This window comes from Shimia sp. CNT1-13L.2, assembly GCF_024331145.1.
Lineage (GTDB): Bacteria > Pseudomonadota > Alphaproteobacteria > Rhodobacterales > Rhodobacteraceae > Shimia.
In genome coordinates this window covers 113213-134810 of sequence record NZ_JANDJO010000004.1, presented here as the reverse complement: position 1 = coordinate 134810, position 21598 = coordinate 113213, and the positions used below count along the sequence as shown (strand labels likewise).

Below are 21598 nucleotides of genomic sequence, written 5' to 3'. Positions count from 1 at the left end.
AGCATCCGCCCCGACAAGGCCGGGCAGCATCAAAAACAGACACAGAAGAAGGATCAGGCCGTTTGAATGGCCTCTGCCGCCGCATAGGCGCGACGCCGGTTTTCGCCGATCAACTCGGCCACGCGGATCATTGCCATGCCCCGCATGATCAGGCTTGCCGGGATAAAGGCCCATGCGCTCATCGTCCAGATCAGGGTCATCGGATCATCCAGATGCACGGGGTCCACAAGGTCCGACATCATCTGCACGATCGCCGGGATCAAGAATGGCATCAGAAATCCTAACGCGATGTTAAGACGTCCATCACGTTGCAGGCGCGGCAAGACATCGCCCCCCGCCGTCGGATCAAACAGCGGCAGGTTCACCCAGACATTGAAGGCACCGTTGCGTGCAGGCCAGCCCAGGATACGCACGAAGAAAAAGAACACCGTCAGCGTGATCAGCGAGATCAGGTAGGACATGCCAGAGGCCGTCCGGACTTCGGCGATCAATGCGGGCGACGCATTGTCCGGCATCATGATCACCATCAGGCGGACCGGCGAATAGGGAAAGTCGATCCAGTTTCCGACAATCACGCCAAGCGTGCGCAGGAAACTCGTCAGCGCGTTGGGCTCGAACTGGCCGCGCGCGATCACCGACAGGGTGAACACCGTCATGAAGATCGAAACGAACCGCAGCCTGTTGAATGGTGGCGCATAGCGGAATTCAACGATGCTGGGATAGGTGGCGAAGTATTCAAAGAAGACCAGTGCGCCGGCAAAGATCGAGAACAGGACAACGATATGGATCACATCGGTGCTGACATTGGGCAGAATCAGCGCGGGAGTCGCCACCAGAAGCGACATCAACACCGCACGCGTCAGCGCACTAATCAGCTTTGCGACCACTGCTCTCTTCCTTCCAAACTGGACTGTCACGATACATTGCCGTGATCTTTTTCCAACTTGATACCGTCTGCTCGGACGGTTGCCTCATTTCTGCCTCAATCTTGCATCCAATGTAGCATGTTCTCAAGCAAATGTTTGCCAAAGCTCTGAAATCCTTGGCAAAGCTGGAAAACTGGTGCGCGTTTGCACCAACTCTTCCGGAAAATTGTCAATTTCCCCAAGGCTCTACAAGATATTGTGGGGGTGGAATCCCCTGCTCACAAGGCACGCTAGGGGACAAAACCGGGGGTATGTGGGGGGTGTTCAAAAGAAAACGGGCCGCCCAAATGGGGCGGCCCGCCTTATTTCTGCCACATTCCTTTGGGGTCAGACCCAGGGGCGTGCGGCCGATGCCTTGGCTTCGAACGCGTCGATCGCCTCGGCTTTTTCCATGGTCAGACCGATGTCATCCAGACCGTTCAGCAGGCAGTGCTTTTTGAACGCGTCAACTTCGAAGGCGATGGTGGTGCCGTCCGAAGTGGTGATTTCCTGCGCTTCCAGGTCCACGGTCATGCGGGCGTTGGCACCCTTTTCCGCGTCGGCCATCAGGATGTCGACCTGCTCTTGCGGCAGGACGATCGGCAGAATGCCGTTCTTGAACGAGTTGTTGAAGAAGATGTCGGCAAACGAGGTCGACACGATGCACTTGATGCCAAAGTCGGCAATAGCCCAGGGCGCGTGCTCGCGCGAGGAACCACAGCCGAAGTTGTCACCGGCGATCAGGATCTCGGCGTTGCGATACTGCGGCTTGTTCAGGACGAAGTCCTCAATCTCGCTGCCGTCGCGGTTGTAGCGCATTTCGTCAAACAGGTTCTTGCCGAACCCGGTGCGTTGAATCGACTTCAGGAACACCTTGGGGATGATCATGTCGGTGTCGATGTTCACCAGCGGCATGGGCGCGGCGATGCCGTGCAGTTTTTCGAATTTTTCCATTGTGCTGGCTCCTTACATCAGCTCGCGAACGTCGGTGAGTTTGCCGGTCAATGCGGCAGCGGCGGCCATGCCCGGCGACACGAGGTGCGTACGGCCCTTATAGCCCTGACGTCCTTCGAAGTTCCGGTTCGAGGTCGACGCGCAACGCTCGTTTTCCGAAAGCTGGTCGGGGTTCATCGCAAGGCACATCGAACAGCCCGCAAGGCGCCATTCGAAACCGGCGTCCTTGAAGATCTCGGCAAGACCTTCCTCTTCGGCCTGCGCACGAACGAGGCCCGAACCGGGAACGATCATGGCGCGGATGCCTTCCTTGATCTTCTTGCCCTTCACGATCTCGGCCACGGCGCGCATGTCTTCGATACGGCCGTTGGTGCAGGAACCGATGAACACGGTGTCGATCTCGATCTCGTCCAGCTTCTGACCGGGGGTCAGGCCCATGTATTCGATCGAACGACGGGCCGCTTCGACCTTGCCGCCTTCGAAATCTTCGGGCGAGGGCACAACACCGGTGATCGGCAGAACGTCCTCGGGCGAGGTGCCCCAGGTCACAACCGGCTCGATCTCTTCACCCTTCAGGGTGACAACCTTGTCGAAATGCGCACCTTCGTCGGTGAACAGGGTCTTCCAGTACTCGACAGCCTGCTCCCAAGCACCACCTTTCGGTGCGTGCGGACGGCCCTTGCAGTATTCAAAGGTGGTCTCGTCCGGCGCGATCAGGCCCGCGCGGGCACCGCCTTCGATCGCCATGTTGCAGACGGTCATACGGCCTTCCATCGACAGATCACGGATCGCTTCACCGCAATACTCGATGACATAGCCAGTACCGCCACCGGTGCCGGTCTCGCCGATCACCGCGAGGGTGATGTCCTTGGCGGTCACACCCGGCTTGAGCTTGCCGGTGATCTCGACCTTCATGTTCTTCGATTTCTTCTGGATCAGGGTCTGGGTCGCCAGAACGTGTTCCACTTCCGACGTCCCGATACCATGCGCCAGCGCGCCAAAGGCACCGTGGGTCGCGGTGTGGCTGTCACCGCAAACAACGGTCATGCCCGGCAGGGTCCAGCCGTTTTCCGGGCCAACGATGTGCACGATGCCCTGACGCACGTCCGACACCGGATAGTAGTGCACGCCGAATTCCTTGGCGTTCTTGTCGAGCGCCTCAACCTGGATGCGCGACTCTTCGGTCATCTGCGCCGGGTCTTCGCGGCCTGCGGTGGTCGGCACGTTGTGGTCCGGAACCGCGATGGTTTTCTCGGGCGCGCGTACCTTTCGGCCCGCCATGCGCAGACCTTCAAAGGCCTGCGGCGAGGTTACTTCGTGTACCAGGTGGCGGTCGATATACAGAAGGCAGGTGCCGTCTTCCGCTTCATGCGCAACATGCGCATCCCAGATCTTGTCATAAAGGGTCTTGGGGGACATGGGTCCTCTCCGATTTGTTTAGAATGGCTGTGTGGCTTGCAAATCGGGCACGCCAAAAGGCGCGCCGGCGCGCTCATAGCGCGGCGATGACAGTCTTGCTCTGACCGTGAAAGCGCCAGGGCAGAAAGGCGCGGTCGGCAATGTCATAGATGCGTTTCATGCGCCCGACATACACCTCGAATCGCTTTCCATCAAGTCAACTTGCCTGCCTCATCGAAATCACCCGTCGGCGCCTTCGGATTTCCAGTGGTCGGTTGATGATTGCCGCAAGCCGCCCACCCGTGCATGATGAGGGCAATGGCAGACGAAGAGACAACCCAGGCGGAATCGCAAACCACCCTTGAACAGGCAACCGATGCCCCTGCGGAGGCAGTCGAACAGGATGCCCAGGAAATCGCGCTAAGCGTCTGGGATCAGACCCTGACCTTCCTCGAAGGGCTGTTGCGCCCATGGAATGCCTATCAGGTGGCCATCGCACTGGCCGTCCTCGCGGTGTCGCTTCTCTTGGCCCGGATCATCAAACCCCGGTTTTATGAGTGGATGCGCGCGCGCGAGGATTGGCCCAAGTGGCGTTATCGCTACATGCTGATGCTGCACAGGCGTCTGGCGCTTGTGGTGTTCGTTGTATTGATCTGGTCAATTGTCTGGATCATGCGCGAGGTCACCTGGCCAAGCCGCTCCTACCTTCTCGGGGTTCTCGCCAATCTGTCGACGGCCTGGCTGGTTGTGGTGCTTGTCGTCCGTCTGGTCTCGAATTCGTTCCTGCGGGCGATCCTGCGCTACGGCGCATGGGCTTGGGTCACCATCTCGATCCTTGGCCTGTCCCAGGAAACCATGCAGCTGATGGATCATGCCGCCATCGAGATCGGGGAAACCCGGATCTCGCTCTGGGTGGTAGCACAGGCGGCGGTGATGCTGGGCCTGACCTTCGCGCTTGCCCGGTTCCTGTCCACCCAATCCGCCACGTCGATCCGCAACAACGAAGACATTTCACCGTCTATGCAGGTGCTCTTCGTCAAGTTCCTGCAAGTGGTGCTTTACGGAATCGCCTTCGTGGTCGGCCTGCGCATCGTCGGTTTTGATCTGCGTGGCCTTGCCTTCATGTCCGGCTTCATCGGCGTCGGCCTTGGTTTCGGTCTGCAAAAGGTGGTTTCGAACCTTGTGTCCGGCATCATCATCCTGCTCGACAAGTCGATCAAACCCGGCGACGTGATCTCGCTTGGCGAAACCTTCGGGTGGATCAATTCACTTGGCGCCCGCTATGTCAGCGTCGTTACCCGCGATGGCCGCGAATACCTCATTCCGAACGAAGACCTGATCACGGGGCAGGTGGTGAACTGGTCTCATACCGATGCCTATGTGCGGCTCGATATCTATTTCGGGACTTCATATGGCGACGATCCGCATGTCGTTCGCAAACTGGCGATCGACGCCGCCAAAAGCGTGGACCGTGTCCTGACGTTCCCCAAGACGCCAGTCTGCCACATCGTTGGCTTTGGCGACAGTTCGGTTGATTACATCCTTCGCTTCTGGATCGAAGATCCGACTGGCGGCCTGACCAATATCCGCGGCAACGTCTATCTCGCGCTTTGGGACGCTTTCCACGAAAATGGGATCTCTTTGCCCTTCCCGCAGCGCGAAGTGCGCATGCTTCAGGACGGCGATCCACGCCCACTGGCCGACTGACACCCCTGTGGCAGGAACACCACAATCCTGCGTGAGCGCCATTGAGCAGCCCCATAAGCGATGCTATCTTGAAAGCATGCCCAGCACCGGGGCGTTGCGGTGCGTTGCAAGGAGGGCAGATCTCTGTCTCTGAATTCTGACGTGGCACATGATGCTACTCCCAACTCCGAAACCAACGGAGTTCAGGCCGAAGCGACAAGCGAAGCATTGCTTGCTCGGGTCCTTTCCTCGCTCGAAGATGACAAAGCCGAAGACATCGTTCAGGTCGACCTGCGCGGCAAGTCGTCCATGGCGGATTACATGGTGATCTGCTCTGGTCGCTCCTCGCGTCAGGTGGCGGCGATTTCGGAAAAGCTCATCGAGCGCGTGAAGCAGGACTTCAATCGAATCTCTAAGGTCGAAGGTAAAGAGACCGGCGACTGGGTGCTGATTGATACGGGCGATGTGATCGTTCACGTGTTCCGTCCCGAGGTTCGCGAATTCTATCAGCTCGAAAAGATGTGGCTGCCGGGCGGTACCGCCTGATCCATTAACTTTCGGGCCAGGAAGGGCCACGGGTGAAACATGCCTTTGCGGGTGCATATCTGCGCCGTGGGACGGCTGCGCGCCGGTCCCGAGCGCCAACTCCTTGACGATTATCTTTCACGGTTTGACAAGACGGGCCGGGCCTTGGGTCTCGGCCCTGTTGCCGTTCACGAGGTTGAAGACAAGAAGGGTGGCGGCATGGCCGCCGAGGCCACGCTCCTGTCCGGTGTCATCCCGAAAGGGGCCGTGATCTGCGCCCTCGATGAGCGCGGCAAGCTGATGTCCTCTCCCGACTTCGCCAACATGATGGCGGGGTGGCGGGACGAGGGTCGTGGCGACCTCGCCTTTGTCATCGGTGGCGCGGATGGCATTGATCCCTCGTTGCGATCGCGGGTCGATGCCAAGCTCAGTTTTGGTAAGATGGTTTGGCCACATATGCTGGCGCGCGTCATGCTGAGCGAACAGCTTTATCGCGCCGCCTCGATCCTCGCGGGCTCTCCCTACCACCGCGTCTGACCAATCTCTCCAATTGAAATCTTCATGAAACGTCAACCCGTGCGGTGCGTTAACCGTCCGATTTCCGGCATACATACCGTCGCAATACCGACGCAATACCGACGTGGCACCGACAGGGGGTTTTGCCCTTAACCTTGGTAAACCTCAAAGCGGGTCTTGGAACAGCGCATTGCGCGATTGCGAAGCAAATTCGCGCCGCCAAAGCACGAAAACCGTTAACAAAGAGGCCGCAATCAACGCTGACGCACCAAAAAGCCAGGCCGCCGAAGCCAGCCCAAAATAAACCGACCGCATCGCCCTGTTGAAGCTGCGAGCGGCCGTAATGTTGATCTCGGATGCCTGCATGGCACGCGGAATGGCCGCCGCGTCTTCAGGGTCGTTCGGAACCGCTGACATCACCACGGAACAATAGCCGAAGAGCCTGTGAGCCCACACAAATTTCAGAAATGAGTTCGCCACGAACAGGACCATGAGGACGAGCTTTACCTCAATCACGAAGGCTGGTGCGCTCACCAGGGTTAGGTCGCTTGCCACCCCTGCGAGGCGCTCTGTATTGCCAATCAGGGCAAGCCCGCCGCCGATGGCGATCATGGTCGTAGACGCGAAAAACGCCGTTCCCTGACGCAGGTGCCCAAGCATTTGGGCGTCAAACATCCTTGGATTGCGGTGGACGAACTGGATCATCCACTCCTTTCGGTATTTGACCATCAGAAATGACAGAGATGGATGCTTCTTTGGAGGATTTTCAATAAAAAAACCAATTCCGAGCCACAGAAGGCAAAGCATTGAAACTGCAATGAAATCCATTGCCGAGAAAAGAGAAAGTCGGTCCATCCAGATCATGATTGGACACTAACGGCTTTGCTCTGGGCTTGCCAGAGGCAAGAATTGGTTATATTTCCTTACCAATCTATGAGTGAGGAGTGCGCCCCATGGAGATGCCAGCCCCGGATCCCCGGATCCTTGCCCGCAAGTCCCGTATCGTGGCCCGCCTGCGATCCGTCTTGCCGACCGACGCAGTGGTGGAAGACGAGATAGAAACCCGTGCCTATGAGTGCGATGCGTTAACCGCATACCGGTGCCCCCCTCTTGCAGCCGTGCTGCCCGCAACAACACAAGAGGTCTCGGAAATCCTTAAGATATGCCACGAAGAAGGTGTTCCCGTCGTACCCCGCGGTGCCGGCACCTCTTTGGCGGGCGGGGCCTTGCCAACGGCCGATTCGGTTATTCTCGGTGTTGCCCGAATGAACGATGTTCTCGAAGTCGACTACGACAACCGCTTTATCCGTGTTCAAACCGGACGCACGAACCTGAGTGTTTCAGGTGCGGTAGAAGAAGAGGATTTCTTCTATGCGCCTGACCCTTCGTCCCAGCTGGCCTGCGCCATTGCTGGCAATATTGCAATGAACTCTGGCGGGGCGCACTGTTTGAAGTACGGCGTGACGACGAACAACCTCATGGCCGTGAAGATGGTCATGATGGATGGCGAGATCGTCGAAATTGGCGGCGCGCACCTTGATGCACAAGGCCTTGATCTGCTTGGTGTCATTTGTGGCTCCGAAGGACAGCTTGGCGTCGTGACCGAGGCCACGCTGCGTATTCTTCGTAAACCCGAAGGCGCGCGTCCGGTGCTGATGGGATTTGATAGCAACGAAGTTGCCGGCCAGTGCGTTAGCGACATCATCAAGGCGGGCATCTTGCCCGTTGCCATTGAGTTCATGGATCGCCCCTGCATCCGCGCGACCGAGGCATTTGCCGGTGCGGGTTATCCTGACTGCGAGGCGCTACTGATCGTCGAGGTTGAGGGCAGCGACCAGGAGATTGATGCGCAGCTTGAGCGCATCGTCGCAATTGCGAAGACACACAATCCGGTCGAACTGCGCGAAAGCGGCTCGGCAGACGAGAGTGCGCGCATCTGGCTTGGTCGAAAGTCGGCGTTTGGCGCGATGGGGCAGATCAACGACTACATGTGCCTTGATGGAACCATTCCGGTCAGCCAGCTTCCTTTCGTCCTGCGCCGGATCGGTGAACTGTCGAAGGACTATGGTCTTGATGTGGGCAACGTATTTCACGCCGGTGATGGCAACATGCACCCGCTGATCCTGTTTGATGCCAACAAACCCGGAGATCTCGAGAAGTGCGAAGCCTTTGGCGCCGACATCCTGCGCCTGTGTGTCGAGGTTGGCGGCTGCCTGACGGGCGAACACGGGGTCGGGATCGAAAAGCGCGATCTCATGGTGGACCAGTACGCCCCTGAAGATCTCGACATCCAGATGGCGATCAAGGACGTGTTCGATCCCAAATGGCTTTTGAATCCGGCCAAGGTTTTTCCGCTGGCATCCAGTGAAACGCGGCGCATTGCGGCGGAATAGAGACACATGCACATGATGAAACCAGAAAACGAAGCCGCGTTGGCCGAGTGTATTGCCTCAGCGAATGGCCCCTTGCGGATCATCGGCGGTGGCACCCGCCCGATTGGCGATCCCGTAGACGGCGAGGTTCTTTCGGCTTCCGGCATGTCGGGCGTGACGCTCTATGAGCCCGGTGCATTAACCCTTGTTGCCAAGGCCGGTACGCCCGTCAGCGAGATCGAAGACACGCTTGCAGCGGAAGGCCAGCGACTTGCCTTTGAGCCGATGGACCATCGCGCACTGCTTGGAACGACCGGTACTCCCACGATCGGAGGTGCGGTTGCGGGGAATGTGTCTGGCCCTCGCCGTATACAGGTGGGTGCCTGCCGGGATTCCCTTCTCGGCGTGCGCTTTGTTGACGGCATGGGGCGTGTCCTGAAAAACGGCGGTCGGGTCATGAAAAACGTGACCGGATATGATCTCGTCAAGCTTATGGCGGGAAGCTGGGGAACACTGGGCGTGCTGACCGAAGTTTCTCTGAAGGTTCAGGCCATTCCAGAGACCGAAGCGACCCTTGTTGCGCCGGAGCTTGATCTGGGGAATGCCATTTCCGCCTTGTCCAAGGCATTGGGTTCGCCTTTTGATCTGACCGGTGCAGGCATAGGGGCTGACGGGCGTGCGATGATACGCCTTGAAGGCCTGGCCCAGTCGGTTTCCTATCGCGTGCAACAGCTTCAGTCTTCGATCTGCGTTGGCTGGCAGTTGGTGGAAGGCGAGCAAAGCGCGATGCTCTGGAAGGCGCTCAAGAACCTGGATGCGTTCAGCGGACAAGACGGTTTCGTCTGGCGGGTCTCTGTAAAGCCGAGCGATGCACCAGAAGTCATTCAGGCGCTAGGCACCCCGCGTACGATCTTCGATTGGGGCGGCGGTCTGATCTCGATTGTAACCGATGATCCGGACTTGCCGGTTCGCGATGTCGTGGCTTCACTTGGTGGGCACGCCACTCTTGTGCGTTCTGTGGGGCAATCCCAGCAGAAACCACCAGCCTTTCACCCCGAGCCCGCGCCGCTTGCTTTGCTTTCCCAAGGCATCCGCGACAAGTTTGATCCGCGCGGCATCCTCAATCCGGGCCTGATGGGATAATACGATGCAGACGACATTTACCGAAAACCAGTTGAAGAACCCCGGCACGCAGCGCGCCAACGAAATCCTGCGTGCCTGCGTGCACTGCGGTTTTTGCACGGCCACATGCCCGACCTATCAAGTGCTGGGAGACGAACTCGACAGCCCGCGGGGACGGATCTACCAAATCAAGGATATGCTCGAAAACGAGCGTGACCCCGATCCGAAAACCGTTAAGCACATCGATCGCTGCCTGTCGTGCCTTGCCTGCATGACAACCTGTCCGTCCGGCGTGCACTATATGCACCTGGTGGATCATGCGCGGGAATACATCGAAGACCGCTACAAACGGCCATTCATGGACCGCGCGTTGCGTTGGGTTCTGGCCCGCATCCTGCCCTACCCAAAACGGTTCCGCCTTGCGCTGCTGGGCGCAAAGATCGGCCGCCCCTTTGCTTTCCTGATGCCGGATGCACGGCTCAAGGCGATGCTGGCCATGGCACCCAAGCACATTCCGCCGGTGAGCCGAAATGACGATCCACAAAGCTTTTCAGCCACGGGTGCCCGGAAAATGCGTGTCGCCCTGATGACGGGCTGTGCGCAAAAGGCGCTGAATACCGATATCAATGATGCCACAATACGCCTGTTGCGGCGGCTGGGATGCGAAATAGTCGTGGCCAAGGGGGCAGGGTGCTGTGGGGCGCTGACCCATCACATGGGCAAAACAAGCGAAAGTCACACGGCTGCCGCCAAGAATATCAAAGCGTGGTGTTCTGAAATGGATGGTGAAGGCCTAGATGCGATTGTCATCAATACGTCGGGCTGTGGCACGACGGTCAAAGACTATGGCCACATGTTCCGCAACGATCCGCTGGCAGAGGATGCGATACGGGTGAGCGCATTGGCGATGGATGTGTCGGAACTCTTGATGAAGCTTGAACTGCCGGAAGGTGAGGCAAAGGACACCGTGGTCGCCTATCACGCGGCGTGTTCTTTGCAGCATGGCCAGCAGATCAAGACCTATCCCAAGGATTTGTTGAAGCGCGCGGGCTTTACGGTTGTCGAGCCCGCAGACAGCCATCTTTGCTGTGGCTCGGCGGGAACCTACAACCTGATGCAGCCCGAGATTTCGGGCCAGCTCAAGGAACGCAAAGTGCGCACCCTTGAGGCGCGAAACCCCGACATCATCGCAGCAGGCAACATTGGCTGCATGATGCAGATTGGTTCGGGTACCGAGGTGCCGATCGTGCACACGGTCGAGCTTCTGGATTGGGCAACGGGTGGTCCCCAACCGCCCGCTTTGACCGAGGAAGGCAAGCGCACGCCGGACATCCCGATCCTGCGCTGACAGTCCAAACCGCCCGCAGATTGCGCAGTTCCTGCCCAAGTTTTGCCCTCTCCCCTTGTTAGGAAGAGGGTGACACAAGGGATGAACATGCTGCGAAATCTTCTTTTTCTGTTTGCATTCATGGGGCTGGCCCAGACCGCACTCGCGGATTCAGGCGGGCTGCGCCAGATGACAACCGGGGATGACATCCGTGGCTGGCAGGCGGTTGGTCGTCTGGAAATTGGTGGCAAGGGGTTCTGTACCGGCGCATTGATCGCGCCGGACCTTGTTTTGACAGCCGCCCATTGCCTGTTCGACAAGGCGAGCAAACGTCGTATCGATCACACCCGGATCGAGTTTCGTGCCGGTTGGCGCAACGGCAGGGCCGAGGCCTATCGCAGTATTCGACAGGCCGTGGTCCACCCCGATTTCGAAATGAAACGGGATGGGGCGTTGCCGGACGCTGATGATCTGGCGCTCCTGCAGCTTTACCATCCGATCCGCACGACGGCCATCAGGCCCTACAAAACCTCCGTCGGTTTGCGTCGTGGCGATCGTGTTGGTGTTGTTTCCTATGCCCATGACCGCGCCGAGGTGCCCTCGATCCAGGAAGGGTGTGAGTTTCTCGGTCATGAAAAAGGTCTTGTCGTGACCTCGTGCAACGTCGATTTCGGCAGCAGCGGCGCCCCGATCTTTTCCTTTGAAGGCGGTGAGCCGCGCATCGTTTCCGTTGTCTCGGCCAAGGCGGATTTGAATGGACAGCCCGTGGCTCTTGGGATGCCTTTGCTCGAACCGCTACAGCTCTTGCTCGAGGTGATGCAGATGTCTTCCGGACACTTCGTTTCGTCGCGTGCAACATCTGGTCAGGGTCGCACGACTTTGAGTGCAAAGTTTGTGCGACCATGAAAACCATCCTGCGAATTCTGTGCCTGTTTTCGATGGCCCTTGGCTCTCAGGCCAGCGCCGAGGAAACCCTGCGTGCCTTGAAGAGCCGGGGAGAGTTGATTGGTTGGGAGGCTGTGGGACGTGTCGATCTGAGGGGAGAGGGTTACTGTACTGGTGCCTTGATCGCCTCCGATCTGGTTTTGACGGCAGCGCACTGCGTGTTCGAACGCAAGACCGGCAAACTCCTTGACGCGGGTAGCATCCGTTTCAATGCAGGGTATGTTTCAGGAGCATCTTTCGCGACACGAGGCGTGAACAAGGTGGTCGCCAATGCCCGTTACGTCCCAAGTCGGGATGGAAAGATTTCCGGCAGCATGATGCTGCATGATGTGGCTCTATTACGGCTGGATTCGCCCATTTCACCCAGCGAAGCCAACCCGTTTGCGATCTACTCGGATCCGCGTCCTGGCGAAAAGGTTTCGGTTCTGAGCTACGGCAGAGGACGCAGCGAACACCTGTCCTGGCAAAGGGATTGCGGGCTTCTCAGCCGCGGCCGTGGCCTCATGACGTTTGATTGCAATGTCACCTACGGCTCATCGGGGGCACCGGTCTTTGCCCGATACGGCGATCGCGTGCGTATCCTGTCGCTCGTGTCGGCGATGGATAAGGATGCCCAGGGCCAGACGATCGCCTTTGGCATGGAACTGCCCGCGGTTGTCGCGGAACTGAAGCGCCGGATGCGCACTGGCGATGCGGCGCCCGTTCGGGTGAATTCAGGCGCCAAACGCATCAAGATCGGCACCCGCAAATCGACCTCTGGCGCCAAGTTCATCCGGGTCGATTAGGCGAATGGCCTTCTCCACTTGAAAACCCCGAAAGCGATCCACACCTAGGTTCCACGGGACGCCGATGATCGGGTCTCGCATAACCCGCCTGTCCCTTTGGGAAGGCACCCACTTTGGTATCGCTCATGATGGAGGATTCCCATGCGTAGCTATGATTTTGCACCCCTTTACCGTTCGTCGGTTGGCTTTGATCAACTGGCAAACCTGATGGACCGCGTTCTGTCAAACGACGTGTCCCAGCCGAGCTATCCCCCCTACAACATCGAGAAAACCGACGATGACGCCTATCGCATATCGATTGCCGTCGCGGGTTTCTCGGCGGACGATCTGGGGATCGAAGTCAAGGAAAACGCGCTGGTTGTGACCGCGCGCAAAGCCGAAGACACCAATGAGGCAACCTATCTGCACCGTGGCATCGCCACGCGCGCCTTCGAGCGTCGCTTCCACCTTGCCGATCACGTTCGGGTTGTCGGCGCAAGCCACGAAGACGGCATGTTGCACATTGATCTCGAACGCGAAATTCCAGAAGCACTCAAGCCGCGTCGTATCGCGATCTCCAGCGGCAAGCAGATCGAGAAAGACGTGGTTGAAGCCAAGGCTGTAAACTAGGGCCGTCCGGTACAAACCGCTTTCACCAATGCCCTGGGCGCAATCGCATCCGGGGCATTTCAATTCGGAAAACGGAAAATAATACAATTCTGGCGAGAGTGCATCATGTCCGATTTCTGGTCTTGGTGTAGACAGCCGACCCGCGCCAGAGGTAAACTGTCGATATTCTAAAGTCATCTTTGTGTCGGGAACTGTGCGTTATGGTTCACCATGAATTCTATCCGGATTTCGGCATCAACTATGTCTGTGCGCTCGAACCCTTTTCATTGGGAGAGCTGTTTTCTTTGCTGCTCAAGGCGAATGAGAACCCGCAGATTGCCGAAGTATTATCTCAGCCGACGCTCCTTGATCTTCGGTTTGTCGATCTTGGCCGCCTCGAGGCTCCTGACATCAGGCGCCACTTGATGAAGAAAACGTCGCTTGATCCAAAGCTGATGCGCATTCCCTGTGCCTATCTGGTGAAAGGCATCGCCGGACAGGCCGCCTTGCGTATGGCAAACATCTTCGCCGAGCTTTCGGGCCTGTCACCCGAAGACCATACGATTGTGACGGACGACATCAGGCAGGCACTGAATTGGCTTGCCGACTTGACAGGGAAGACCGAGGACGACGTGGAAGACATGGTCGTTCGTTTGTCGCACGAAGGCGTCAAGCTTTTCCCAAGAGCCTAAAGGGCGCCACCCGAACAGTCTTCGGACGGCGCCAGATTGGTTAGACGCTCATGCAGATGTATTTCATCTCAAGGTAGTCTTCGATGCCATGATGGCTGCCTTCTCGGCCAAGGCCCGATTGCTTGACGCCACCGAAAGGCGCAACTTCGGTCGAGATAATGCCCGTGTTCACACCAACGATGCCGTATTCCAGCGCTTCAGCCACCTTGTAAACGCGGCTCAGGTCCTTGGCGTAGAAGTAGGATGCAAGGCCAAAGATCGTGTCGTTGGCCATCGCGATCACCTCGTCCTCGTCTTCGAACTTGAAGAGTGGGGCAAGCGGGCCAAAAGTCTCGTCGGTGGCAAAGGCCATCTCTGTGGTGGCTCCGGTGACGATTGTCGGCTGGAAGAAGGTGCCACCCAGTTCCGACGGATTGCCGCCCAGGATCACTTCCGCACCCTTGGCGGTTGCATCCGCGATATGTTCCTGAACCTTTTCAACGGCGTCCTGGCTGATCAGGGGGCCGAAGATCGTACCATCTTCAAGGCCGTCGCCGACCTTCATGGCTTCTACGCGGGCCTTCAGCTTTGCGGCAAAGGCATCGTAGATGCCGGCCTGTACGTAAATGCGGTTCGCACAGACGCAGGTTTGGCCGTTGTTGCGGAACTTGCACATGATTGCGCCTTCGACTGCCGCATCGAGATCCGCATCGTCAAACACGATGAAGGGAGCGTTACCGCCGAGTTCCATCGAACACTTCATCACGCTGTCGGCCGCCTGGCGCAGCAGGATACGGCCAACTTCCGTCGATCCGGTGAAGGTCAGTTTGCGCACGGCATCGTTCTCGCAGAACTCTTTGCCAATGTCGCTCGCACGCGACGACGGTACCACGTTGAAGACACCAGCCGGGATGCCTGCGCGTTCCGCCAGAACGCCCAGAACGATCGCCGAAAGCGGTGTTTCCGCGGCGGGGCGCGCGACGAAGGCACAGCCAGCAGCCAGCGCCGGGCCCGCTTTGCGGGTGATCATCGCGTTCGGAAAGTTCCATGGCGTGATCGACGCGGCAACGCCAATGGGCTGTTTGATTACGGTGATACGTTTGTCGCGCTGATGGCCGGGGATGGTTTCACCATAGATGCGTTTGGCTTCTTCACCGAAGAACTCGATGAACGAGGCGCCGTAACCGATTTCACCAACCGCTTCGGCCAGCGGCTTGCCCATCTCGGCGGTCAGGATGATGCCAAGATCCTGCTGGTTCTCGATCATCAGGTCGTACCATTTGCGCATAACATTGGCACGTTCCTTGCCGGTCCATTTCGCCCATTCCTTTTGGGCGTCCTGTGCCTGGGCAATGGCGCCGGCAACCTGGGCACGACTCAGATCGGCAACGTCGGCAATCACGTCGCCGCGTGCAGGGTTGGTCACGGCAAAGGTGCCGTTTTCACCGTCGACCCATGCACCGCCGATATAGGCGCGGGTTTCGAGAAGGGTGGGGTCGCTCAAAAGCGATTTCATATTGGTAACGGTATCAAGCATAGTGGCCTCCCGGGATTCCTCTCGCGCAACAAATACATTTGATCATATTGTTGTCTAGCACTCTTTGTGAGTCCAGATAATAATTAACATGTTAGGTAAATTGATGCAACTGGATGATGCCTATGCCAATGCTGCCTATATCGAGGGGAGCGACGCCTTTCCCGCCCGTTGGTCCGCCGATGCGCAGGCTTATAGAGAGGCACCTGTTGCACATGCCGAAATAGACGTGAAATACGGGGCCGGTGATCGGCAAGTGTACGATCTGTTTCACCCGGATGGCCATTCATGCGGACTGTTTCTCTTTGTTCACGGCGGATATTGGCGGGCCTTCGACAAATCGTCATGGTCGCATTTGGCGGAAGGGATGCGAGCGAGGGGGTGGGCCGTGGCCATGCCCAGCTACGATCTCTGCCCTGCCGTGGGCATCCCCGATATCACCCGTCAGATCGCTGAGGCGACGACGCATGCCGCACATTGCATCGCGGGGCCAATTTGCCTTGCGGGCCATTCGGCTGGCGGGCACCTCGCGGCGCGCATGGCCTGCGAAGGTGTCCTTCCCGAAGACATCGCCGCGCGCCTGCAAACGGTATTGCCAATTTCGCCCCTTTCCGACCTGCGCCCCTTGATGTCGACCTCGATGAATGCCGATTTTGATCTGGATGAAAAGACCGCCAAAGCCGAAAGCCCGATCTTCGGGAAACCGGTTTCTGGGGCGAAAGTGATTGTCTGGGTCGGGGCGGACGAACGCCCTGTCTTTATTGAACAGGCGCAATGGCTGTCAGAGGCGTGGCACACGGACCTGCATATCGAGAAGGGCCGTCACCACTTTGACGTGATTGATGCTCTCGCCGATAGAGAAAGTGAAATGGTTGGTCTGCTGAGCCAACCTGCATAGAAAAACGCCGCCTCCCCAAGGAGGCGGCGTTTCATCAGTTACGCGGTTTCGCTGTCTTCCGGTTCCAGCTTGTCCTGAGTCCGGGTTTCGAAATCTTCGGCATCGTGACGTTCCCGCAGCTGCTTGTCGAGATCACCCCAAGAGCGGTTGACCATAACCCCGCGTTTGACGGCGGGGCGCTCGTTGATGGCCTTGGCCCAGCGTTGGACGTGTTCATAGCTCTCCACGTCCAGGAACTCGGCCGCATCATACAGGCGGCCCAGTGCCAACGCCCCGTACCATGACCAGATCGCGATATCGGCAATCGAATACTCGTCACCCGCCATATAGGTGTTCTCGGCCAGATGGCGGTTAAGCACATCCAGCTGACGTTTGGTTTCCATTGCGAACCGGTCAATCGGATACTGCCACTTCTCTGGCGCATAGGCATAGAAGTGACCAAACCCGCCACCCAGGTAAGGCGCGCTGCCCATCTGCCAGAACAGCCAGGACATCATCTCTGTGCGCTTTGCAGGGTCTTCCGGGATAAAGGCACCGAATTTCTCGGCAAGGTAGAGAAGGATCGCACCGGATTCGAACACACGGGTCGGGGGCGTGGTCGAATGGTCCATCAGTGCAGGGATTTTCGAGTTCGGGTTCACATCCACGAAACCGCTGCCAAACTGGTTGCCCTCGCCGATATTGATGAGCCAGGCATCATATTCCGCATCCGCATGTCCCGCGGCCAGCAGTTCTTCGAACAGGATGGTGACCTTCACGCCATTCGGTGTGGCAAGCGAATAAAGCTGGTGAGGGTGCTTGCCGACCTCAAGCTCCTTGTCGTGTGTCGGCCCTGCAATCGGGCGGTTTATGCTGGCGAATTTGCCACCGCTTTCGGAATCCCAAGTCCAGACTTTCGGGGGGGTGTAGGTATCAGTCATAAGAGCACGCCCTGTTATTGGTTTGAACACAATCTAGGGGATACGCCCGAGTTTACTAGGGGGGACATCAAGCAAGCCGCGACACAACTTTTCGTGTCTTGGAAATGACAAACCCCCGAAGCAGGGCCTCGGGGGTCGTCTAACTTTTGCGTCAAAGCTGAGAAGAAGTTCTTAGAGAAGACCTTCGCGCTGTGCTTTTTTGCGTGCCAGCTTACGGGCACGGCGAATCGCTTCAGCTTTCTCGCGTGCTTTTTTCTCGGACGGCTTTTCGAAATGTTGCTTGAGCTTCATTTCGCGGAAGACGCCTTCACGCTGCAGCTTTTTCTTCAGGGCACGGAGAGCCTGATCGACGTTATTGTCGCGAACGCTAACCTGCATGTGGTTTTCACCACCTTTCTAAGTTTGTGTTGCAAGGAATTGCAGGAAGCCGCCCTATAGCAAAGCCCCTTGAGTTTGTCTAGTATCCGCGCGAGCGCCAAGGAGTATGCCATGACTACCACAGATCCTAAAGAAGCCCTGTTGGATGCAGCCCTGCTTCACGTGGTATTCGACGGCTGGAGCGAGGCGACTTTCGACGCGGCCATAGCTGACACCGATATAGATCCCGCGCTGGCGCGGGCCTTGTGCCCACGCGGAGCCGTGGACCTTGCTGTTGCCTACCACAAGCGCGGCGACGCCGAGATGTTGGCACGATTTCATGAGGAAGACCTAGGCACCCTGCGCTACAGCGAAAAGGTTGCGGCCTTGGTACGGTTCCGCCTTGAAGCAGCCGAAGACAAGGAAGCCGTGCGTCGCGGTTCGACACTGTTTTCCTTGCCGCAATATGCTGCTACCGGCGCTCAGCTGATTTGGTATACGTGCGATGCCATCTGGAACGCCCTTGGTGATACCTCGGATGATGTGAACTGGTACACCAAGCGCATGACCCTGTCGGCGGTCTATGGCTCGACGGTGCTCTATTGGTTGGGCGACGAAAGCGAAGGGCACGAGGCGACCTGGGCATTTCTTGATCGTCGGATCGAGAACGTGATGCAGTTCGAAAAAGCCAAGGCCCAGTTCCGCAAGAGCCCACTTGGTAAGTTGGCAGAGGGACCCCTGGGGTTGCTCGGGCGTATCAAGGCCCCAACGGCCCGGACGAATATGCCGGGCCAGTGGAAAAGCTGATCTCTTTCGAAAACTTGGTTCGGACCCGTGCGCAGCGCGTCGCTTTTCGGCGTTTGCCTGCCTGATGCCGGGTGATATGTCTCGTGACAAATCCATGTGGCATTCGAGGAGGGGCAGATGAGCCAGACTATGCGCGCAATCGAGATTACCGAGGCAGGTGGCCCCGAGGTCCTGCAACTTTGCGAGAGACCCGTCCCGACCCCCGGGGCCGGGGAGGTCGTGATCAAGGTGGCCTATGCCGGCGTCAACCGACCCGATGCCCTGCAACGGGCGGGGATGTATGCCCCGCCGCCGACCGCAAGTGATCTGCCGGGTCTGGAAGCCTCTGGCGAGATCGTGGCGATTGGCGAAGGCGTGAGCGAGTGGGAGGTCGGCGACAAGGTCTGCGCTCTCCTGCCCGGCGGCGGCTATGCCGAGTATGTTCTGACCCCGGCCGCGCACTGCCTGCCCATTCCCGAGGGCATGGGCTTGCGCGAAGCAGCATGTCTGCCGGAAACCTTCTTTACTGTCTGGTCCAACGTGTTCCAGCGCGGCGGCCTTCAGGCCGGAGAGCGGTTCCTGGTGCATGGCGGCTCAAGTGGCATTGGCACAACGGCCATTCAGTTGGCCAAGATTTTCGGCGCCCGCGTGTTCGCGACGGCCGGATCAGACGACAAGTGCGAAGCCTGTCTGAAGCTGGGTGCAGAGCGGGCCATCAACTATCGCGACGAGGATTTTGTCGAAATCCTTCGGGCCGAAGGTGGCGCGAACCTGATCCTTGATATGGTTGGCGGGTCATATATCCCCCGCAACGTCAAAACCCTGTCAGACGACGGTCGGCTGGTTCAAATCGCCTTTCTGACCGGCCCGAAAGTTGAGTTGAATTTTGCGCAGATCATGACCCGCCGCCTTACAGTCACGGGCAGTACCCTTCGTCCGCAAAGCGATTTGGCCAAAGCCAAGATTGCCGCTGACCTTCGGGAAAAGGTCTGGCCGCTTCTGGATGCAGGGCGCGTAGCCCCCGTTATGGACAGCGAATTCGCCTTGGAAGAGGCATCGGCGGCCCATGCCCGCATGGAAACCAGCGGTCATATCGGCAAGATCGTCCTAAAAGTTTAACAAAGTCTTAGAGCAACGTCCTAGCGGCGTTGCTCGTGCTCGTAACGCTGTCTGGCGATTGCCTCGTTCTGTTCGGACTTCTTGTAGTCGAACAGCGATCTCTCAACATAGTCGAGGTGCGCAATCACCGCCGTCCGTGCGCCTTCCGCATCCCGGGACTGAAGCGCCGTGTTAATGGCGCGGTGCTGGTCCAGAAGGTCGCCGCGCGTGGTGCGCTGTTTGAACATGATTGAGCGATTGTAGAAAACACCTTCGCGCAACAGCTGATACATCGAACGCATCATATGCAGCATGATGACATTGTGGCTTGCTTCGATGATAGCGAGGTGAAAGTCCGCATCAAGTTGCGCTTCGTCCGCAGGATTGCGCTTGGCGTGGGCGGCTTCCATCTTGTCGAACACGGCTTGGATAACCGCCAGGTCTGTGTCCGAGGCATAAAGTGCCGCCCTTTCCGCAGCGAGCCCCTCCATGTCGCGGCGGAACGAGATGTAATCGAAAACCGCCTCGTCATGTGACGCAAAGAGCTTGATCAGGCTGTCTGAGAAAGCGTTCCCAAGGACATCCGCCACAAATATCCCGGCCCCGGCCTTGGCTTCGAGCAGACCGCGTTCCTGTAGTTCGGCAATTGCCTCACGCAGGGAAGGACGCGAGACGCCCAGCCTTTCAGAAAGTTCCCGCTCCGATGGCAAGCGCTCACCGGGCCGCAAAATTCCTCGCAAAATCAATAACTCAACCTGCTTGATGACGGAGGTGGAGAGTTTTTCGGTTTGGACTTTTTGGAAGGGCATGGGGGACCTGTGCGCGGTGGTCAGATGATTTGACCACATTTGGGGGTGCGGGGGCAAGGGGTGGGAGCGTGTTCACAAAAATTGTTACAGTGGGTCAGCAATATTGACTTATATTGCGTCTCGGGTAGCGTCGTTTGAAATTTTCGGATGAGGACACTGCCCCATGAGCCTTGAACAAATCTTTGCGACACGCACCGCGCGCATGAAGGCGTCGGAGATCCGTGAGTTGCTGAAACTTCTGGATCAACCGGGCATCATTTCCTTTGCCGGGGGCATCCCCGATCCCGACCTGTTTCCGGGCGATGCGTTCCGTGACGCCATGTCGACCTGCATGATGCCCGACAAGCAGGCGATGGCCCTGCAATATTCAGTCAGCGAAGGTTATCGCCCGTTGCGCGACTGGCTGGCCTCAGAGATGGGCAGGATCGGTATTCCCTGTGATGCCGACAACATCCTGATCACCAGCGGATCGCAGCAGGCGCTGGACTACCTGGGCAAGCTGTTCCTGTCCCCCGGTGATACCGCGCTTGTGAGCTGGCCAACCTACATGGGGGCGCTGGGCGCCTTCAATCCTTACGAGCCGACCTATGACCAGTTGACGATCAATGGAAATCAGGGCGCGGCGGATTTTTCCGAACGTGCCAAGGCGGCGGGTGGATCGGTGAAATTTGCTTATTTATCAGTGGATTTCGCCAACCCCACCGGCGAGACCGTAGACCGTGCAGGGCGCGAGTGGATGCTGGATCAGGCCGAGGACATGGACTGTGCCGTGATCGAGGACGCGGCCTATCAAAGCCTGCGTTATGATGGCAAAGCGGTGCCGCCGATCCTTGCGCTCGAGATTGCCCGCAAGGGCACAATCGAGGCTTGCCGGACGATCTATTGCGGCAGTTTTTCCAAGACCCTCTCGCCCGGTTTGCGCGTCGGTTGGGTGGTGGCGGCCAAGCCCGTCATTTCGCAACTGGTGTTGATGAAACAGGCCGCAGACCTGCATTCCGCGACGCTCAACCAGATGGCCATTCACGAGGTTGCCAAGGCGCATTTCGACAGCCATGTAGCCACGGTGCGCGAGGCCTATAAGGCGCGTCGGGATGCCATGCTCGAGGCGCTCGAGCGGCATATGCCGGAGGGCGTGGAATGGACGCGGCCCGAGGGCGGCATGTTTGTCTGGCTGACCCTTCCCAAGGCGTTGAACGGCGCGGAATTGCTGGCCCGATCGCTGGAAACCCAGAAGGTGGCCTTTGTGCCGGGGCGGGCGTTTTTCGCGGATGGATCGGGCGGCAATACACTGCGCCTGAGCTTTTCCTGCGCGGACGAAGCGACCATCGACGAGGGTATGTTGCGCCTTGGAATGGTGCTGCGCGAGGCAATGGGCGATTCGGGTTAATGCAACTGACCTGAC

22 protein-coding genes are annotated in these 21598 nt (G+C 58.2%); 14 read left to right on the top strand and 8 right to left on the bottom strand.

The window, feature by feature from the left end; all coding sequences use genetic code 11:
• Window positions 1–53: 53 nt before the first annotated feature.
• The 3 genes from NNA36_RS10480 to leuC all read right to left on the bottom strand — a co-directional run bounded on the left by NNA36_RS10480 (window position 54) and on the right by leuC (window position 3278).
• On the bottom strand, window positions 54–887 hold the full coding sequence (locus NNA36_RS10480; RefSeq protein ID WP_255106971.1) for a hypothetical protein: 834 nt from the start codon (window positions 885–887) through the stop codon (window positions 54–56).
• Window positions 888–1253: 366 nt separating this feature from the next.
• The gene (gene leuD / locus NNA36_RS10475) at window positions 1254–1859 is read right to left on the bottom strand and encodes a 3-isopropylmalate dehydratase small subunit (RefSeq protein ID WP_255106970.1); all 606 of its coding nucleotides are present in this window, start codon (window positions 1857–1859) and stop codon (window positions 1254–1256) included.
• A gap of 12 nt (window positions 1860–1871) precedes the next feature.
• Window positions 1872–3278, bottom strand: coding sequence for a 3-isopropylmalate dehydratase large subunit (leuC, locus tag NNA36_RS10470; RefSeq protein ID WP_255106969.1), 1407 nt, complete (start codon window positions 3276–3278; stop codon window positions 1872–1874).
• Window positions 3279–3575: 297 nt separating this feature from the next.
• Here leuC and NNA36_RS10465 point away from each other — a divergent pair, with 297 nt between their 5' ends.
• The 3 genes from NNA36_RS10465 (at window position 3576) to rlmH (ending at window position 6005) form a co-directional block, all read left to right on the top strand.
• The gene (locus NNA36_RS10465; protein WP_255106968.1) at window positions 3576–4964 is read left to right on the top strand and encodes a mechanosensitive ion channel family protein; all 1389 of its coding nucleotides are present in this window, start codon (window positions 3576–3578) and stop codon (window positions 4962–4964) included.
• Between the two features lie 207 nt (window positions 4965–5171).
• Window positions 5172–5489 carry a ribosome silencing factor gene (gene rsfS / locus NNA36_RS10460; protein ID WP_303623718.1) on the top strand — a complete coding sequence of 106 codons (318 nt, stop codon included), beginning with the start codon at window positions 5172–5174 and terminating at the stop codon, window positions 5487–5489.
• Between the two features lie 45 nt (window positions 5490–5534).
• Entirely contained in the window at window positions 5535–6005 is a 471-nt protein-coding gene (rlmH, locus tag NNA36_RS10455; protein ID WP_255107240.1) for a 23S rRNA (pseudouridine(1915)-N(3))-methyltransferase RlmH, read from the top strand.
• A 144-nt stretch (window positions 6006–6149) separates the two neighbouring features.
• Here rlmH and NNA36_RS10450 read toward each other — a convergent pair whose 3' ends face one another.
• The gene (locus tag NNA36_RS10450; RefSeq protein WP_255106966.1) at window positions 6150–6848 is read right to left on the bottom strand and encodes a DUF599 domain-containing protein; all 699 of its coding nucleotides are present in this window, start codon (window positions 6846–6848) and stop codon (window positions 6150–6152) included.
• A gap of 89 nt (window positions 6849–6937) precedes the next feature.
• Here NNA36_RS10450 and NNA36_RS10445 point away from each other — a divergent pair, with 89 nt between their 5' ends.
• The 7 genes from NNA36_RS10445 to NNA36_RS10415 all read left to right on the top strand — a co-directional run bounded on the left by NNA36_RS10445 (window position 6938) and on the right by NNA36_RS10415 (window position 13815).
• Window positions 6938–8377 carry an FAD-linked oxidase C-terminal domain-containing protein gene (locus tag NNA36_RS10445; protein WP_255106965.1) on the top strand — a complete coding sequence of 480 codons (1440 nt, stop codon included), beginning with the start codon at window positions 6938–6940 and terminating at the stop codon, window positions 8375–8377.
• A gap of 15 nt (window positions 8378–8392) precedes the next feature.
• The gene (locus NNA36_RS10440; protein WP_255107239.1) at window positions 8393–9499 is read left to right on the top strand and encodes an FAD-binding protein; all 1107 of its coding nucleotides are present in this window, start codon (window positions 8393–8395) and stop codon (window positions 9497–9499) included.
• A gap of 4 nt (window positions 9500–9503) precedes the next feature.
• Window positions 9504–10826: a glycolate oxidase subunit GlcF gene (gene glcF, locus NNA36_RS10435; RefSeq protein ID WP_255106964.1), complete on the top strand. Its 1323-nt coding sequence runs from the start codon at window positions 9504–9506 to the stop codon at window positions 10824–10826.
• A gap of 87 nt (window positions 10827–10913) precedes the next feature.
• Window positions 10914–11711, top strand: a complete 798-nt coding sequence (locus NNA36_RS10430; protein ID WP_255106963.1) for a serine protease — start codon at window positions 10914–10916, stop codon at window positions 11709–11711.
• Window positions 11708–12535: a serine protease gene (locus tag NNA36_RS10425; protein WP_255106962.1), complete on the top strand. Its 828-nt coding sequence runs from the start codon at window positions 11708–11710 to the stop codon at window positions 12533–12535. Before NNA36_RS10430 ends, NNA36_RS10425 begins: the two co-directional genes overlap by 4 nt.
• A 141-nt stretch (window positions 12536–12676) precedes the next feature.
• On the top strand, window positions 12677–13144 hold the full coding sequence (locus NNA36_RS10420; RefSeq protein WP_255106961.1) for an Hsp20 family protein: 468 nt from the start codon (window positions 12677–12679) through the stop codon (window positions 13142–13144).
• Window positions 13145–13344: 200 nt separating this feature from the next.
• A complete protein-coding gene (locus NNA36_RS10415; RefSeq protein WP_255106960.1) occupies window positions 13345–13815 on the top strand; it encodes a hypothetical protein in 471 nt (156 codons plus the stop codon).
• 40 nt (window positions 13816–13855) lie between these two features.
• Here NNA36_RS10415 and NNA36_RS10410 read toward each other — a convergent pair whose 3' ends face one another.
• Window positions 13856–15331 carry an NAD-dependent succinate-semialdehyde dehydrogenase gene (locus tag NNA36_RS10410; protein ID WP_255106959.1) on the bottom strand — a complete coding sequence of 492 codons (1476 nt, stop codon included), beginning with the start codon at window positions 15329–15331 and terminating at the stop codon, window positions 13856–13858.
• A gap of 103 nt (window positions 15332–15434) precedes the next feature.
• Between NNA36_RS10410 and NNA36_RS10405 the strand changes: the two genes are divergently transcribed.
• Window positions 15435–16226 (top strand): alpha/beta hydrolase, encoded by a 792-nt coding sequence (locus NNA36_RS10405; RefSeq protein WP_255106958.1) that lies wholly within the window; start codon window positions 15435–15437, stop codon window positions 16224–16226.
• 38 nt (window positions 16227–16264) lie between these two features.
• Here the strand turns inward: NNA36_RS10405 and yghU are convergent, their stop codons facing one another.
• Window positions 16265–17146 carry a glutathione-dependent disulfide-bond oxidoreductase gene (gene yghU, locus NNA36_RS10400; protein WP_255106957.1) on the bottom strand — a complete coding sequence of 294 codons (882 nt, stop codon included), beginning with the start codon at window positions 17144–17146 and terminating at the stop codon, window positions 16265–16267.
• A 171-nt stretch (window positions 17147–17317) separates the two neighbouring features.
• Window positions 17318–17524, bottom strand: coding sequence for a 30S ribosomal protein S21 (gene rpsU / locus NNA36_RS10395; protein WP_005614280.1), 207 nt, complete (start codon window positions 17522–17524; stop codon window positions 17318–17320).
• 111 nt (window positions 17525–17635) lie between these two features.
• On the opposite strand from rpsU, the gene NNA36_RS10390 reads away from it, so the two are divergent.
• On the top strand, window positions 17636–18310 hold the full coding sequence (locus NNA36_RS10390; RefSeq protein WP_255106956.1) for a COQ9 family protein: 675 nt from the start codon (window positions 17636–17638) through the stop codon (window positions 18308–18310).
• 117 nt (window positions 18311–18427) lie between these two features.
• Window positions 18428–19408: an NAD(P)H-quinone oxidoreductase gene (locus NNA36_RS10385; protein ID WP_255106955.1), complete on the top strand. Its 981-nt coding sequence runs from the start codon at window positions 18428–18430 to the stop codon at window positions 19406–19408.
• 20 nt (window positions 19409–19428) lie between these two features.
• On the opposite strand, the gene NNA36_RS10380 is transcribed toward NNA36_RS10385, so the two are convergent.
• Window positions 19429–20196, bottom strand: coding sequence for a FadR/GntR family transcriptional regulator (locus NNA36_RS10380; RefSeq protein WP_255106954.1), 768 nt, complete (start codon window positions 20194–20196; stop codon window positions 19429–19431).
• Window positions 20197–20359: 163 nt separating this feature from the next.
• Between NNA36_RS10380 and NNA36_RS10375 the strand changes: the two genes are divergently transcribed.
• A complete protein-coding gene (locus NNA36_RS10375) occupies window positions 20360–21583 on the top strand; it encodes a PLP-dependent aminotransferase family protein (protein ID WP_255106953.1) in 1224 nt (407 codons plus the stop codon).
• The last annotated feature ends 15 nt before the right edge of the window (window positions 21584–21598 follow it).